Below are 15818 nucleotides of genomic sequence, written 5' to 3' on the forward strand. Positions count from 1 at the left end.
TTCTCAGTTGAAGTTTTCGTTCGGACTTTCAAGAATCTGCCGAACCTTATCCATATACTGAGCAGCGTAAGCTCCGTTTACCACTTTGTGATCGACGCTGATCGTTAGCGTGCAGACCTGTTTTGCCTGAATCTCACCGCCGCGCTTGGTAAGCGTTTCTTTTATTCGTCCAACGCCTATAATACTTGTCTGTCCGGGGGGAACAATCGGGATGAACCAGTCTATTCCGAGATTTCCTAGATTGCTTATGGCTGTTGATGCGCCTTCAAGCTCCCCGGCTGTTAGACTCCCTGTTTGGGCCTTTTCTATGAGCTGCTTATTTGTAAGTGCTGTTTCACGAAGTGATTTTCCTGCGGCATTTTTGCACACCGGAACAAGAAGCGCCTCTCCTGTATCTACGGCAAGCCCGATAGAAATCTCCTCAGCGAGTTTGATATGGTCTCCGGCTGCCTGGCCGGTCATCAGCGGGTAATCCTTCATGGCATCCGCTGCTGCTTTCATAATAAAATCGTTGAATGAAACCTTAACATCCCCGTAAGCATTTACCTGTTTGCGGTATTCAATCAGCTCGGTGAAATCCACTACGCTGTTTAGATAAAAGCACGGTATATTCTGCTTAGAAAACACCATCCTTTCGCCAATTATTTTCTGTACCCTTGAGAGCGGTACAGTTTCGCCTCTGTCCGGAGTTTCAGGGATTACAGTAAGGCTCTGGCTAACATCTGAATCGTTTACTTGCCCTTCCTGCAAGTCTCCGAATTCCTCAAATCTGAAGTTTTCTGGCTCACTCCTTTTGGCTTCGTTTAGCAGATTCTTATTGTTTTGCTTAATCGATTCAATCTGCTCTCCAGAAATGGAACTTTCGGACTGCTCTGTTTTCACTATAACCAGAACGGCTCCAACTGCAGCCTCTTCTCCCTCTTCGGCAACTATGCATTCAACCATTCCGCTGAGATGGCTTTCCACTTCCATAGCAGCCTTGTCGGTTTCAATCTCTATGAGCGGGTCGGATTTTTGAACATTTTCCCCTTCCTCGCATAGGAAGGCGGATATAACAGCACTTTTGGTTTCTTCTCCAAGGCGAGGCAGTTTCACCACCTCAAACCCGTCAGGAAGCTCAGCACTTTCTCCAGAAACGCCTTCGATCTCTTTTTTTATATCTGACGGTATCTCTCCAGCCTCTGGGCCAATGACGGCCACGGGGCAGCCGTTGTTGATTTCATCTCCCTCGCTGGCGAGAAGCTCTCTTACCCAGCCGTCTTTTTCGCTAATAACATCAAAAGCAGCCTTGTCAGTTTCAACTTCTGCAATTACGCTGCCTTTTTTAATGTGGTCGCCGATTTTATAATATATCTCAGCGACCACTGCCTCATCTGTGTCATCTCCCAGCCCGGAAAGCCGGACTATATGGAAATCCTCGCTTTCTTTTGAATCTGGGATTTCAAGCCGAATTACAGGCTCACCTACCGGCACAGTCTGGTCTATTCCCACGAAAATCTCGCTTACAGTTCCATCTTCCGGGCATTTCATATCGTAAGAGGCTTTGTCTGTTTCCAGCTCAAAGAGTTTATCTCCCTTAGAAACTTTCTGCCCCTTTTCCACGAGAATCGTAACAATCAATCCTTCCTTCATGGAACTCCCGAAAGCCGGTAGTGTGATGTCTTTTTCCATAATTGTATTTCTGATGCTGAATTCGGTTGGTATTTCTTACATTAAATATCTTTGGCTGCCTGAGCAATTGCGTTAATATGTTCGGGGGTTGTTCCGCAGCATCCGCCAACTACATTAGCACCCGCCTGGGCAATATCTTTCACGAGCGAGGCCATAAATTCAGGCGTATCAGGGAAAACATCCACACCGTCAACATTTTCCGGAAGCCCTGCGTTTGCGTGTATAAGGATAGGCTTATCCCCGCAAACTGCTTTAATCTGCTTTACAATATCGATCATCCTTTCGAAGCCGTTCCCGCAGTTTGTACCAACGATATCTGCCCCAGCTTCAATTGCGGCTTTCGTGCCGGCCTCTGGGTCGATTCCCATCATTGTTCTGTACTCACCGCCGGTAGTTCTCTCATAGGTAAGCGTGCAGATAACCTCGCAGTTTGTATGGTCTTTCGCAGCTTTTACAGCAAGGGATGCTTCCTGTACGTCGCTCATTGTTTCCACACAAATCGCATCAGCGCCGCCCGCTTCAAGCCCTTTAACCTGCTCTGCAAAGCTGTCATACATCTGCTGTTCTGTTACATCTCCCATCAAGAGCATCTTCCCGCAAGGCCCGAGCGAGCCTAATACCCATTTATCCTCGCCTGCGGCTTTACGTGAAATCTCAGCGGCTGCCTTGTTTATTTCAAAGCATTGTTCGCTAAGCCCGAAATGCTCGAGTTTCAGTTTGCTCCCGCCGAAGCTGTTCGCTCCAATCATATCTGCGCCAGCATTGGCGTAGCTTTGAGCAATATCCAAAACTTCATCGGGCTTATCAAGGTTCCATTTTTCAGGGCATTCCCCAGGTTCTAAGCCTTTTCTCTGGAGGTAAGTGCCCCAAGCACCGTCTGAAATGAGAATTCTGGTTTTTGCGATTTCACTGATTTTCTTTCTGGACATATTTCTCCTAATGAATTAAACAACATTAATTGAACTTACTTAATATGTAATCAACGTCAACATGTTCTTTCACCATCTGGTGAGTCTTTTTAATTTTATCGGTATCGTTAGGCCTGATCTTAAAGAGCAGGTCTTTCATTCTCGCAGAAACGGTGTATGTTTCTTCCTGCGTAAAAAGAACAGGAATCTCGCTTGCCACAAGCAGATTCAGAATTTCATCGTGCGGCATAAGCCCGCCGGTAAGAATAAGCCCGCCGGTACAAAAACTGTCATGGTATGTTTTAGTTTTTGAAAGGCTTATGGCAAGAAGAATATTATCCATTCTGTCTCCCGGGGTAATAATAAGCGATCGCGGCCTGATGTGCCTCAGCACGTTTTCAGGCTCCATTGCTGCTACTACCACGCTGTCGATCTTGTTCCTCACTGCGCAGCCGCCACACAAAACCTCATAATTGAAGGTTTGTGCAATCTGCTCTATAGTGTACTGAGTAAGCATTTTGTAGTAGGGGATTGCTCCGAGAAATTTAATCCCCATGTTGTCAAGAGCCTTTGTTACGGTTTCAACAACCTTTTCGTATTTATCCTGACGCACTTTATTCTGTATTACCCCGAGAATTTCAACATTATGTTCTCTGAAAAGGGAGAGCGAAAGGGAAACCTCATCAAGCATCTTGCCAATTCCGCCCGGGGCAACAATTATAACTTTTGAATCTGTAAGCTCAGCTACCCTTGCGTTTGAAAGCCCGAAGCAGCTGCCTACTCCAGCATGGCCGGTGCCTTCTACGAGATTGAGCTCGTGATTTCCGTTGAGTTTGCTGAAAGCATTATGTATCTTGTTTTCGAGCCTTGTGGGATCAGGGTGATTTATATATTTTTTCGTAAATCCTCTCTCTATTGCTATAGGACTCATATCTTTTGGGTTGTCTATCTGAAAGCCCAGCCCGTCAAGAATCAGAACCGCATCTTCATCGAGCTTCTGTCCGTTATGCTCAATATACTGCTGCCCCACAGGCTTTATATAGCCCGGGTTGTGCCCGATTTCGCGAAGCTGCTGCATCAGGCCTAATGTAACGCTTGTTTTTCCGCAGTCTTTGAGTGTTGCTGCTATGTATATATTATTCATACTTGCTTAATCCTACTGAAGAAGCTGGGTTTCATACAAATTCTTATATGTTTGGCATCTTTCTATAAGCTCAGAGTGTTTGCCTGTATCAACTATCCTGCCTTCATGTATCACAGCAATCACATCAGAATTGATTACAGTTGAGAAACGGTGCGCTATCACAAAGCTTGTTCGCTCAGTTGTAAGCTGCTCCAAGGCCCGATTTATCTTTGCCTCGCTGTCGGCATCCACCTGACTCATCGCCTCATCAAAAATGAGAATTTCCGGGTCTTTCAGAATCGCTCTTGCAATCACTATCCTCTGGAGCTGTCCGCCGCTTAAACCTGCTCCATTCTCACCGATAAATGTATCATACCCCTCAGGCATAGACCTTATAAATTCATCAGCGTAGGCCAGTTTGGCGGCCTGAATAATTTCATCTTTGCTTGCAGAAGGGCGGCCGTATGCTATGTTCTGCGAAACTGTATCGTGGAACGTTATAACCTTCTGTGATACAACTGCAATCTTTTCACGAAGCCCTTTCAAAGACATATCTTGAATATTTACACCGTCTATAAGGATTTCACCCGAAGTGGGGTCGTAGAATCTCGGCAGCAGGTTCAGCAGAGTGGTCTTTCCCGAGCCGTTCGAGCCCACAACCGCAATATTCTCGCCCTTTCTAACTGTTAGATTTACGTTTTTCAGGGCATCATTTTTTGCACCCGGATATCTGAAAGAGATATCTTTGAAACTAATCTCTTTTTCAATTTTTGCTGGAGCTGCCGGCCTGTTTGTATCACGCTCTTTTTCGGTATCCACAAGGCTGAATATCCTCTCACAGGCAGCATTTGCCTGCTGTAGTTTGTTCCATACATTGCTCGCTTTTCTGAAGGACTCTGCTGATGTGCCCAGAAGCATAAGCATGGCAAAGAATTCTGTTTCATCCATATTTCCGGCAAGCACCCACTCCAGAGCCATAAGAAAGCCAATAATGCCAGCAAAAAGTCCTAAAATCTCCATCAGAGGGCTTGTTAGTGCATTAACCTTGGCGATCTTATTCTGTTCCTTAAGGAGCCTCTGGTTTACCCCGCGGAAAGATTCCTTCTCCCTGTCCTGCTGATTGTAAACTTTCACTGCCCTGAGCCCGTTTACAGATTCATCAAGTTTTGAGAGCATCTGACCCCAGCTAACGAGAGATTTTCTTGTGGCCTTTTTTATCCTTTTGCCGAGCTTGTTAATAGCAAATCCCAGAAAAGGTATTCCGCACAGGAAAACAAGCACAATCTGCCAGCTCAGCATAAACGCCATAACAAGACACATAAGCCCCTTTGCAGGTTCTCTGATAGCCTTTTCGAAAACTGTTTTAATCCCATTGCCAGCCATCTGAGAGTCCTGGAGGAACTTACTCACCGTGTCCGAGGAGCCCTTGAGCGAGAAGTAGCCTATGGGCATTTCCACTATGTGCGAAAAAACATCATTTCTCAGGTCTGCAAGACCGATATTAACCACCTTCTGTGATAAGTAACCTTGGAAAAATCGGCTTACACACCTTAGAACAGTCATGCCGGCAACGATCAACATCACCACCCGCATTGCCTCGCTTTTGCTGTCTTGCGAATTTGCCTGCGAAACCATACTCAAAAGTCCCTGAGATGCCCCGAGATAGAAGGGCGGAGCGTTGGCCTTTATTTCTGTTTTGTGTTCTGATTCCTCGCCGGAGTCTTCAAAGCTTACATACTTTATATAGAGCCGTTTATCCGCTCCGAGATTTGCCAGCTTATCGAGCATTTCTGAGGCCGCCATGCTCCCGGGATCGTCTCCGAAGTTCTTTTCAGAAACGTAAACTATCCTGTCGTTTGCCCGAAGTCCGCTTTTATAGCCCAGCTTGTCTTCTTCTGCCTTTGTGAGAAGCAGAAAGGTCGTGTAGCCGTTTTCGGGGTCTGAAAGCTCGGTATTATCAGGCACGTAAAAATCTATGCCGTATCTGTCGCTGCAGATTTTTCTGTGCGCCCAGCCGTGCAGGCCTTCCTGACCCATCATAACCTTCAAAAGCGGGATAACGGTCAGAAAGCTTGCCGAAAAGGTGAGGGCAATAACAAACACGCAGATAAGTATTACAATTATCCGAGGCCACTGTGGCCAGATATAATTTAACAGTCTCTTGAAATAATTCACAGATGAGAGTCCCTAATTGCGGGTTATCATTTTTAGTTTGAGCTCAGGATTTTATCCCGATTTCCTGCATAACCATCTTCATATCATCCCAAACTTTTTTTCGGTTTTCGGTGCTGTAGTTACGCAAGAGATATGCTGGATGGTAAGTGGGCATAAACTTTATTGTCTCGGTGCCGCCTTTTATCGTAAAATCGTGAAATCTCCCGCGGAGTTTTCCGATAGCGGTATCTGTATCAAGGAGTTCTTTAGCCGCATGAGAACCGAGAGCGACAATAATATCCGGTTCTATAACGGCAAGCTGCCTATAGAGATAATCTCTGCAAGCATCTTTCTCGCTTGCAAGAGGGTCTCTGTTGTTGGGCGGCCGGCATTTAATCACATTACATATAAACACATCTTCCCGAGTGAGTCTCATTGCGTTTATGATTTTTGTAAGAAGCTGCCCGGCCCTGCCTACAAAAGGCCTTCCGCTCTTGTCCTCATCGCCTCCCGGCCCCTCGCCTACGAACACTATACGCGCATCGGGATTGCCTTCCCCGGGTACGGCGAACGTTCTTGTTTGGCTGAGGTTGCATTTCGTGCAGACTTTAACTTCTTCTGCTATTTTTTCAAGCTGTTCGCTTTTGCTCAATTCATTTTCCGTTTCTGTTGTTTCAGCATGGACGCTGCTGATTTTTTTTTCGGCTTCATCCTCTGAGCTTTCAAGCTTCTGAGAGATTCCTTCACCTTTAACCGCGAATCCCCCGCTGAAAAAATTGTCAATATCAAGAAGCTGGTTTATTGCTTTTTTCTCTTTTTCCATGCTGAAGAGTTTATTGTATCGCTTTTATCTTTCAAGCAAAATACCTTCATCTAATCCGTCAAGGTTGAATTATAATCTGGTATTTTAATTGACGCCGCAAGTTGAATCCGGTATTTTATTAGAATAATCATTTATTTGGAGAATACAAATGGCTTCTAAAAATAGGAAATCTTTGTTGGTGTTGGCTGTTTTAGCAGTTTTTATCTGTGTTTCTGTGTTTGGTGTTAAGCTTACTGTTCAGAGAAAAGCACAGGCGAAGGTTGATGCCGTTTTTGCAGGCTGGGAAACCTTCTGCGATATCGAATATGACAAAGTGAACACTTCCCTTATGCGGCAAAGCGTATCGATTGAAGACGTTAAACTGTCTTCCCCGTTTTTAGGGGGAAGTATCGGAAGCGTTAGAATCAGCGACTACAAACCCGGTATTGAAGTTCAATTGCCAAACGGCCAGACAAGGCCTATCCCGGAATCTATGGATGTCAGTTTCGAGGAAATTGCAGTTCCGGTAACGAAGAATTTAGAGAGCCTTTCAAATAATCCTCTCGTAGCGGACGAACTTTTTCAAGAGATCAATTCGGTAGTGGAATCTTTAGATCTGGGGGATGAGATTGTGATAAATTACAATATCACATCTAATTCAGATTTTGAGAAAAATGAGCATTTCTTGAATGCCTCTTTGGATTTTGAAGGAGTTTTTCAGTTTACTGAAGAGGTTAAGGTTTCCGGTTTTGATATAGCCAAGTTTCTGGTTAAGGCCAAAAAGCTTCAGGATCAGGGTGTTAAAAATCAGATGCCCCATTCCGAAATGCTCGAGATAGCTTTGGAGCATATATCTTTTGAGCTGATAAATGAAACACTTATAGACAAGATTTTTGCTGCAGCTGCCAAACAGGCCAATCAGACTCCTGAGGTTCTCAGGCAGCAGGCCTCAGCTCAAATTGTGAATGCCCAGCCAGGAGCCAATGCGCCTGATATTGCACGTCAGCTTTCAATAGCTTTGCTTGAGATGATAAACGGAGACAGGAAGAGATTAAAAATTTCAGCATCGCCTCAATCTGCTGTCAGGATTGAAGAGCTCGTTAATGCCCAGAATGTTGAAGAGGCTGTAGAGAAGCTCTCTTTAAGCATAAATTGAGGTGTGGCGAGAGTCTTCAGCCGAGAAGGTAGCCGTTGTAAACCTCAGTAGCAGCGCCTGTCATATAGATATTCCCGTCCTCTTCACACCAATGAAGCTCTAAGTCTCCACCGGGCAGGTGGCAGAGCACAGCCCTCTGACTTTTTCCGTTGAGAACACTTGCAGCAAGACACGCGCAAGCTCCTGTACCGCAGGCCATGGTTATCCCGGAGCCTCTTTCCCATGTTCTCATTGTTATCTCCTCAGGCGTGTTTACCTTTACAAAATGCACGTTGGTTCTTCTCGGGAATATGGGGTCTGTTTCTATGAAAGGCCCTATCTTTCCCAGCTCCAGCCCTTCCAGATCGTCGCAGAAGAACACTGCATGCGGGTTGCCCATCGAAACGCAGGTCATCCGGAGCTGTGCGCCGGAATACTCGTAGGGTTCATCTACAACCCTTTCACCTTCAAAATTTACTGGGATTTCATCTGGCGAAAGAACTGGCCTTCCCATATTAACGCATACACTTTCAGCGATACCCTCTTCATCCGGAATAATACCAACTTTCAGTATGCCGCTGCCGGTTTCAATATTCAGTGAATGCGGGCAGGGACGCTGGCCGGGAACAGAAAAGCTTGTCCCGGGTTCGGCAAGCTTGTGGTCGAAGGCGTACTTGGCTACGCAGCGGATCCCGTTTCCGCACATCTCTGATTCGCTCCCGTCTGAATTGAACATTCGCATACGCACATCTGCCGTCTGCGAGGGGCATATCAGGATCAGTCCGTCAGCACCAACTCCGAAGTTTCTGTCGCTTACCCATCTTGCTAATTCTGCCGGGTTCTCCACTGTCTCTTCAAAGCAGTTTATGTAGACATAATCGTTCCCGAGGCCCTGCATCTTAGTAAATTTCATTTGTTTTTCCCGCTTTTTTATAAATATTTCAATTTTTCACAGCATTATATGTAAATATTCTTGCATTTCAATTTTTATATGTCAAAATAATAATAGAAGTTTACCGCTGTAAACTCAATAAGAGCTGTCGTGGTAATTACTTTTGCAGGAAATGGTAATTAAGTTGATGTAATTTTTTAAAGTAAGAGGTGTAACTATGAATACTCCAAGGGAGAACTGGGTTCGAGCAAGAACCCCCGAGCAAAAGGAATTTCGCACCGATGAAATTCTGCAGTCTGCTGATAAGATCTTTCAGGAAAAAGATTTCGAAGAGATAAGTCTTAACGAAATCGCCCGGGGAGCGGGGATCAGCAAACCTAACATTTACAGGTATTTTTTAACCAAGGAAGATATCTTCCTCAGACTGGTAATTAAGTATTTCGATCTAATGCTCGACTATCAGGCCAAAAATCTTTCCGGTGTTAAAAAGGGCAATGCTAAGGTCTTTGCTTCTGCATGGGCGAAAAATACAATGGAATGCGAGAGGTTTCTCAGGCTGGTTACCAGACTCGGCGCTTCACTGGAGAGATATTCTTCCGAAAAAGGTCTTTTCAACTACAAGAGCAGGCTTTTCCCCCTAATCGAAAAGGGAGCTGAAATTATACAAAAATACTTCCCTGACCTTTCTGTAACTAAGTGCCAGAAGTTTATTTATTATCATTATGGAATGTCTGCCGGATTGATGTCTTTAATAAAGCCTTCAGCTAACCTGCAGAAAACGATGGCTATGCCCGAATTCAAAGAGTACAAGCTTGATGGTGAAAAGCTTTACGTTGATTCAGTTTACTACCTTTTAGACGGGTTGGTGAACAAGGGCTGAAAAAGAAATAAAAAGCCTCCCGCAAAAAGGCGGGAGGTTTTGTGTTTGCCATTTGTTTTTTCAGCTTTCTGAAATAATGTCCTTTACAACGTCGATTACCATACTTTTGGATTCATTGCTGAAAAAGAGGATTCCGCTGCCTTCCTTAGACCTAATAAGGGGGCAGTCATAAAGGTATTCTCTTTGGAGTGAAGGTTTTTCTCCGTTTACAGAAGGCCGCTCGGAGTCTTGGAGATCTGTCTGTATTTTCGCAGGTTCTTTGTCCGTATTTACGCCGTAGAAAGTAAGATTGCCATCTTCAATTGAAGCAAACTGTTTTTCAAGATAAGCCGAGAAAGCCTCAAAATCTTTGTATTTATAGCTCAGCCCTGTAACCATTGCTACAGGCCCTTTCTCTTTGTCGAATATGAGCCTGCTGCCGTTTGCCCATCTGCCTTCATCTGTGGTTTGTCCGTCCTTCGGCGAAAACCCTTTTATTCCAACCCATACTCCGCCTGTTTTGAAAATTTTCCAGCCGCTGCTTAGCCTCATATTAGAGGAAAGGCCAGATGACATTATTAGTTCAACTGCACCTTCGGGATATCTGCTTCGATTTGGCATGTAAAGAGTAATATTTTTATTTTGAACAGAAACTAAAGAGTTGTATTCTCTTATCTCGTTTTCTCCGTTTCTCAGTACCGGATAGATAATGCTCCCCGGGCTGCTTTGAAAAGTCAGGCCGCTCATAATGTTCTCGAAGGCATCTGAGGCAATATTCATTTTTTTTTCATCTTCAAACCCACTAACAGCTTCTGGTGATGCAATTACTGATGATTGGCAGTAATAATTTGTTACATATGAGTATGAGAGGAATTTTTTCCCGTCTTTATCAAGGTACTCTCTGCCTTGCTTTTCGATAATATTTGCAGGGTAGGCAGATATTGAAACAAAGCTCTTTCGAGGTTTTTTGCCGAGTGCTGTTGCCAAAACAACATCTGGGAGCTGATAGTTTGTTGTTGCGGAAACATAGATCCCGAAGTCGTTTGCATACACATCTTTTTCGGTTTCGAGCCATTCATTGCTGCTTCCCACAAACGGTGCTGTGTAATACCGCCATTTATCAGATTGGGAATAGATATCTGAAGATTCGAAATTCATCCCTGTTCTTGCTCCAGCATAAACCCCGTTGTAATGCAGGTGAGACCAGTCTGCGAGGATAAAGGTAATAAGAATATCTACCTTTCTTTTTAGGTCGCTGTCTTTTGTGAAATCATAAAGATTAAACAGGCTAATCAGGATAGAGGCCTGATCAGGGCTTGAGAAAATTTCCGGAAACAATCCGAATTTGCAGTGTTCAAGAACAAATAGTTCCAAGAATTCAGTCCATAAAGCATAATGATATTCGATTGTTTTGCCGTCGCTGAATTCTGCGGCCTTGAACTTCTGCTCATTTCTTACTGCTTCTATGCAGAGGTAGGTTCTTATCCAACGCTTAATTGTTTTGCTTTTATTTCCTTCAACTGCCCATATCAGCTCCCCCTGGACTTCCTCCGAATTGCTCATAACTGAAGCGTACGTAAAGAAAACCGACTCAAGCTCTTTAGCAAGGGTGCTGCTGAGCTGAGCGTGCTTGCCCTGATTTTTATCCGGGTGAAACTCGAAATAAAGCCTCAGCCACCAGTCCAAGTCCTCTTCAATATCCTGTACACTCTTTTCGTCAGCGTCTTTAGCGGCAGAGCCGAGCTCGCCCTGCAGGTAGCTGAGCATATCTTCGTTCGCGTTTAAGGCGTCGTTGTTTAGAAACAGCGAGCTGAAACCCTTTATGCTAATCGGCGTATTCTCGCCGGCAAGACCTGTCATACACAATCTTCTGGCGTTGATCTGGCGCATCTTTCGTTTTGTTTCAAGCGAACTTCCTGAAAGCCCTGCAATGCTAAGAGCTGCCGGCAGCAGTAAACTGAGCAGAATAACTAATATTTTTCTGTTGTCTGAGATTATGTCTTTCATATATCAAACTCCGCTGCTAAGAAAGTGTGGTCGCTTGGTTTATGTTTTTTCCGGGGCTCTAAATCCACGAAGCATTTTATGCTGCGTTCAGATAGAGGGGCGGTTGCCAGTATATGGTCAATACGCCAGCCTTTGTTGTTTGGGAAAGAGCCCGCCCTATAATCCCAGAATGTATAGATAACATCTTCCGGGTAATGTTTTCTGAGGATGTCTGTGAATCCCCAGTTCATAACATCCTTAAAAGCGTCCCATGTTTCCTGTCTGAAGCATACGTGGCCAAGTAGCCCTTCAGGGTTGTGAACATCGATGTTTTCTGGTGCAACATTCATATCTCCAAGCCACAAAACGTTATCTTCCGGCGAGAATTTTCTGCTGAAAAAGGCCTTAAGTCTTTTGTACCAATCGAGCTTGTACTGAAATTTATCCGAATCCGGACTGTTTCCCTGTGGGATGTAAGTATTAACTATATTTATTTCAGGATACTGGGCATATACCAGCCGGCTTTTGTCTTCAGGCTCAGTATCCAGCCCATATTCCACTTTCAAAGCCTCTTCGCGGGACAAAACTGCCACCCCATTATAGCTCTTCTGTCCGCTGAAATATACGTTATATCCAATATCTTCGAAAAAGGATGAAGGGAAATCCTTATCCTGCACTTTGGTTTCCTGAATGCAGAGAATATCAGGGCTCTTTTCTTCAAGCCAGTCTTTGATGATTTCTTTTCTTGTTCTAATTGAATTTGCGTTGAAAGTGGCTGTAAGCATTCGTTCCTCGGATAGTTAAAGATTATTTCTCTTAGATTATATCATATAAACCTTTCCGGTAAATACAAATAAGCCTTTCACTGAAATTAACCGCAGGTAATTTTTATACTTTGGCCGAATCACGCATAACCGCTAAAAACGAACAAAAGCAGATTGCTGCTGTTTCAGTTCTAAGGATGGTTGATGTGAGTGATATGCTTTTTGCGCCAGCCTGCTCGAGAATTTTTTCTTCACTTTCCGTAAATCCTCCCTCAGGTCCTATAAATACTGCATAGTTGTCTGAAGGATTTAGTGTTGTCTTAAAAAGGCTTTCGGAATTACCTGATAAAGTTGCCGATAACAAAACCGAATCGTTAAGCCCATTCAAATATTCTTCAAAGGGGGCCGGGGCGAGGATTTCCGGAAGGAATAAATTTCTGCTTTGTTTGCAAGCTGATATTGCAACTTTCCTGTATCTTTCCAGAAGGTTTTTCCCTTTGGCGGTTTTTACTGTACGTTCAAATACTGCGGGCATAATACGATCTGCACCGAGCTCTGCGGCTTTGGAGATGAGCCAGTCGAACCTTTGCCCCTTTGCGATACTTACAATCAGGGATATTTTACCATTCTCGCGTGGGCTGGCCGTCTGCTTGCTGAGAATCTCAAGTTCAGTGCTGTTTTTGCCTGTCTCTCTTACTAAACCTGTTGCGGAGTTCCCTTTGCCGTCGAATATTTGTATATTATCGCCTTTTTTAATGCGGAAAGCTGCAAGATGCTTGGTTTCTGATTGGTCCAGAAAGGTAGTGGGATTGATATTTTCAGCGAAAAATAAAGGCATTTTTACATACTCAATATTGCTTGGGCAGCTTTGAGCTGGATCTTTTTAGAGTTGTAATCCAGATAATCAGGAACATATTGGGCACTGTCAACACCCTTTATAGCCATCGCTGCATCTATTGCGTGCAGCAGGGCGCGGTCCCTGTCTTTTTTGTCCAGCGTATTCACTTTGTTCTTGAAGAAATTCAGCACGATATCCCTGCCGGATTTATCCCCGAGCAGGGCGGCATTTTCAGCAGCCACCAGCCTCACTTCAAGAACCCCGTCATCAAGCATAGTAAGTATCGCATTTTTGGCTTTAAGCGTTTTGAGCTTCTGCATTGAGGTGATGCCCATAACTCTGTCATCAGCTCTTTTACTTATCATTAATGCCCAAGCCTTTGAGCGAGCTTCGGGATCCCTGAGCCTTGAGAGGGCTTCGACAATCAAAAGCTTCGTTCTCTCGGTAGAGTTTTCATTATTGTAAAGCCATCGCAGAACGCTTATATATTTTCGTTCTCCAGCCTTGCCCAGAAGCAATACCGCATTGTCTTTAGTTTTTTGATCTTCAGAATCGAGATGATTTAATATTATTTTGTAGTTAGAGTTAGAAGTTTTTCCGAGTCTTATAAGGGCATACGCCGCTGCCATTTTAAGATTTGGGTTTTCATCTGTTTTGTACTTCTCAGCAAACTTCAGCCCCCCTGAATATTTTGCATCGCCAATCGCCATGAGGCCTGCAAATTTGATTGGCTCGGGGGCCTTCTCATCATTTAAAACAGGCATAATATTAGAAAGAAGGGTTTCATCGCCGCTTTTCGCTGCCACTTCAATAGCGTCCATTTGCAGATCGATGCTCCCGCTTTGCATAATTTCCATAACTTTCCATCTTGCCTTTTCTTCCAAAGGCAGCCCTTCCTCAACACCTCTGGATCTGCTGTCTCCCATTGCTGAGCAAATGACCGGTATTGACACAATGATTGCGGCGATATACTTGATTTTGATAAATTTATCTTTCAGCATTTTCTTCCGTTTTTTTTATTTCTCTTTAGCCATAACTTTTCAATTACAATTGCAGCAAATATAACTATTATTACCTTTAGAAAGATGCGTGAAAACCATCTTCCGTGCCAGCTGAAGAAGCTTCTTCTTCGGCAGAGTATTATATTATCGCTGAACCATCCTTCAACAGCTCCTCTGTTTAATGCTTTCTCGGGAAGATTGCCCTCTTTGTATCCGTTTATTATCCTTCCGAGTGGATCTATCGTGCAGCTTATGCCAGTATTTACAGAACGCATAAGAGTTACCCTGTTCTCTACAGCCCTGAAAGCTGAAATCGCTGTTCTCTGGTAATGTTCTTTTCCTGCTCGTGCTGTGCCGTCGCCGTCAAATTTCACGTACCAGCCGTCGTTGCTTATGTTCAGAAGTAGGTCGGATTTTTCGCCGTTGGTATGAAGAGATTTCTTAGTAAATTCTGCATCGGTATCTTCGTAGCAGATTGAAGGTGTGATTAAAATCTCTCTTCCATCAGCCTTAAGCCTGAATCTCTGCAAGCTTTTTCCTCGGTTGATTGTGAAGTCCAGTCCCTGGGGGTTGAAGTGCATAATCAAATCGTTTATCCAGCTGATGTGTCCGAGGGGTATATATTCTCCAAAGGGTACTAGGTGAATTTTATCGTATCTTTTATCAAGGAGTTTCCCGTTCTTGAAGATAATTGCAGAATTGTACTCCTCGTCAAACCGAAGGCTCCCGTCTTCGATGGTTAGCGTTGCGTAAGGCGCACCTGCAATAAGGGTGAAATCTTCAGTGAGTTTTTTGAGCCTTCTATAAAATTTTTGGGGCAGAGAATCGCTCCTGCAGCATTCAATGTATTCTTTATTCATCGGTGCTGGTATCATAGTTTCTGGCCAAGCAATAATATCCGCTCCGCTCTGTCTGCAAAGCACTGTTTGTTTTTCAAGCCTTTTGAGCATTTTATCGTAGCTCACTTGTATGCCTTTGGCTGTAGATGGTACGTCCGGCTGCACAATTCCGATAAGCGGGCCTTCAGAGAGCTTTTCGTTTTCGATTCTGAAATGCCCGTAAAGAAACACTGAGGCAAGAACAATCACCACTGAAGCGTCCAGAGCACCGTATTTGGCAAGCATCTTGGCGTTTATTTCGGGCTTCTCCTTTATAAGCCGGCGGGTTATCAGAAACGCATCAGCCAAATAACCGTTTACCATCGCCACTGCGAAACTAACTCCCGCTGCACCCGTTATATCTGCAATTTGAATCAAATGCAGAAAACGGTATTGGCTGTGGGCGAGGAAATTCCAGTCGAAACCTCCGAAAAGGTACCCCTGAATCGCTTCAAGCCCTACAAGAACGATGGGGAAAGCAAACGTGAAGAAAATGCCTTTCTGGTGGAGAAAACGCACGGAAAAGTAAAGCAGGAGCCATTTGATGCCCATTATTGCTGCGGCAGTTATCCAAGCAGCGAATGCAATATTTACAAACCAGTCTGTGCTGAAAAGCCAAAGCGAGAAGCCTGCAAGCCAGAATGTAAAAGCCGCAAACTTGCCTTTAGCCGCTGTAAGACTCAGCAAAACCGGCACAAAAGCAACCCAAGCCAGCCAGCTGACGTTGTATGGAGCAAAAGACAAAGCACACATAACTGCCCCGGCGAATACCGCGGCTGCGGCTTTGAGGTGAATTTTCTGCTTCAT

The 15818-nt window shown here is 44.4% G+C and carries 13 protein-coding genes; 2 read left to right on the forward strand and 11 right to left on the reverse strand.

Annotation, left to right across the window (positions count from 1 at the left end; genetic code table 11):
* Positions 1–3: 3 nt before the first annotated feature.
* From STSP1_RS01225 to STSP1_RS01245, 5 genes are read right to left on the reverse strand one after another with little or no spacing between them, the layout of a single operon-like run.
* A complete protein-coding gene (locus tag STSP1_RS01225) occupies positions 4–1671 on the reverse strand; it encodes a 2-oxo acid dehydrogenase subunit E2 (protein ID WP_085754602.1) in 1668 nt (555 codons plus the stop codon).
* A 41-nt stretch (positions 1672–1712) separates the two neighbouring features.
* The gene (locus STSP1_RS01230) at positions 1713–2600 is read right to left on the reverse strand and encodes a homocysteine S-methyltransferase family protein (protein ID WP_085754603.1); all 888 of its coding nucleotides are present in this window, start codon (positions 2598–2600) and stop codon (positions 1713–1715) included.
* A gap of 25 nt (positions 2601–2625) precedes the next feature.
* Positions 2626–3723 (reverse strand): phosphotransacetylase family protein, encoded by a 1098-nt coding sequence (locus STSP1_RS01235; RefSeq protein WP_085754604.1) that lies wholly within the window; start codon positions 3721–3723, stop codon positions 2626–2628.
* Between the two features lie 12 nt (positions 3724–3735).
* Positions 3736–5877, reverse strand: coding sequence for an ABC transporter ATP-binding protein (locus tag STSP1_RS01240; protein ID WP_085754605.1), 2142 nt, complete (start codon positions 5875–5877; stop codon positions 3736–3738).
* 43 nt (positions 5878–5920) lie between these two features.
* Entirely contained in the window at positions 5921–6679 is a 759-nt protein-coding gene (locus tag STSP1_RS01245) for a uracil-DNA glycosylase (protein WP_085754606.1), read from the reverse strand.
* A gap of 148 nt (positions 6680–6827) precedes the next feature.
* Here STSP1_RS01245 and STSP1_RS01250 point away from each other — a divergent pair, with 148 nt between their 5' ends.
* Positions 6828–7814, forward strand: a complete 987-nt coding sequence (locus STSP1_RS01250; protein WP_123806944.1) for a hypothetical protein — start codon at positions 6828–6830, stop codon at positions 7812–7814.
* Positions 7815–7830: 16 nt separating this feature from the next.
* Here the strand turns inward: STSP1_RS01250 and dapF are convergent, their stop codons facing one another.
* Positions 7831–8706: a diaminopimelate epimerase gene (gene dapF, locus STSP1_RS01255; protein ID WP_085754608.1), complete on the reverse strand. Its 876-nt coding sequence runs from the start codon at positions 8704–8706 to the stop codon at positions 7831–7833.
* A gap of 196 nt (positions 8707–8902) precedes the next feature.
* On the opposite strand from dapF, the gene STSP1_RS01260 reads away from it, so the two are divergent.
* Positions 8903–9565: a TetR/AcrR family transcriptional regulator gene (locus tag STSP1_RS01260; RefSeq protein WP_085754609.1), complete on the forward strand. Its 663-nt coding sequence runs from the start codon at positions 8903–8905 to the stop codon at positions 9563–9565.
* A 60-nt stretch (positions 9566–9625) separates the two neighbouring features.
* Here STSP1_RS01260 and STSP1_RS01265 read toward each other — a convergent pair whose 3' ends face one another.
* The 5 genes from STSP1_RS01265 to lnt all read right to left on the reverse strand — a co-directional run bounded on the left by STSP1_RS01265 (position 9626) and on the right by lnt (position 15818).
* Entirely contained in the window at positions 9626–11551 is a 1926-nt protein-coding gene (locus STSP1_RS01265) for a hypothetical protein (protein WP_085754610.1), read from the reverse strand.
* Positions 11548–12315: an exodeoxyribonuclease III gene (gene xth / locus STSP1_RS01270; protein ID WP_085754611.1), complete on the reverse strand. Its 768-nt coding sequence runs from the start codon at positions 12313–12315 to the stop codon at positions 11548–11550. Before xth ends, STSP1_RS01265 begins: the two co-directional genes overlap by 4 nt.
* 103 nt (positions 12316–12418) lie before the next feature.
* Complete coding sequence (locus STSP1_RS01275; RefSeq protein WP_085754612.1) at positions 12419–13132, reverse strand: RsmE family RNA methyltransferase; 714 nt, start codon at positions 13130–13132, stop codon at positions 12419–12421.
* A 2-nt stretch (positions 13133–13134) separates the two neighbouring features.
* The gene (locus STSP1_RS01280; RefSeq protein ID WP_085754613.1) at positions 13135–14133 is read right to left on the reverse strand and encodes a HEAT repeat domain-containing protein; all 999 of its coding nucleotides are present in this window, start codon (positions 14131–14133) and stop codon (positions 13135–13137) included.
* Entirely contained in the window at positions 14127–15818 is a 1692-nt protein-coding gene (gene lnt, locus STSP1_RS01285; RefSeq protein ID WP_085754614.1) for an apolipoprotein N-acyltransferase, read from the reverse strand. Before lnt ends, STSP1_RS01280 begins: the two co-directional genes overlap by 7 nt.

Source organism: Sedimentisphaera salicampi (assembly GCF_002117005.1).
Classification (GTDB): domain Bacteria; phylum Planctomycetota; class Phycisphaerae; order Sedimentisphaerales; family Sedimentisphaeraceae; genus Sedimentisphaera; species Sedimentisphaera salicampi.

Coding starts and splice junctions, on each gene's coding strand:
- STSP1_RS01225 (WP_085754602.1), bottom strand. CDS start 1,671: ATGGAAAAAGACATCACACTACCGGCTTTCGGGAGTTCCATGAAGGAA.
- STSP1_RS01230 (WP_085754603.1), bottom strand. CDS start 2,600: ATGTCCAGAAAGAAAATCAGTGAAATCGCAAAAACCAGAATTCTCATT.
- STSP1_RS01235 (WP_085754604.1), bottom strand. CDS start 3,723: ATGAATAATATATACATAGCAGCAACACTCAAAGACTGCGGAAAAACA.
- STSP1_RS01245 (WP_085754606.1), bottom strand. CDS start 6,679: ATGGAAAAAGAGAAAAAAGCAATAAACCAGCTTCTTGATATTGACAAT.
- STSP1_RS01250 (WP_123806944.1), top strand. CDS start 6,828: ATGGCTTCTAAAAATAGGAAATCTTTGTTGGTGTTGGCTGTTTTAGCA.
- dapF (WP_085754608.1), bottom strand. CDS start 8,706: ATGAAATTTACTAAGATGCAGGGCCTCGGGAACGATTATGTCTACATA.
- STSP1_RS01260 (WP_085754609.1), top strand. CDS start 8,903: ATGAATACTCCAAGGGAGAACTGGGTTCGAGCAAGAACCCCCGAGCAA.
- STSP1_RS01265 (WP_085754610.1), bottom strand. CDS start 11,551: ATGAAAGACATAATCTCAGACAACAGAAAAATATTAGTTATTCTGCTC.
- xth (WP_085754611.1), bottom strand. CDS start 12,315: ATGCTTACAGCCACTTTCAACGCAAATTCAATTAGAACAAGAAAAGAA.
- STSP1_RS01275 (WP_085754612.1), bottom strand. CDS start 13,132: ATGCCTTTATTTTTCGCTGAAAATATCAATCCCACTACCTTTCTGGAC.
- STSP1_RS01280 (WP_085754613.1), bottom strand. CDS start 14,133: ATGCTGAAAGATAAATTTATCAAAATCAAGTATATCGCCGCAATCATT.
- lnt (WP_085754614.1), bottom strand. CDS start 15,818: ATGAAGCAGAAAATTCACCTCAAAGCCGCAGCCGCGGTATTCGCCGGG.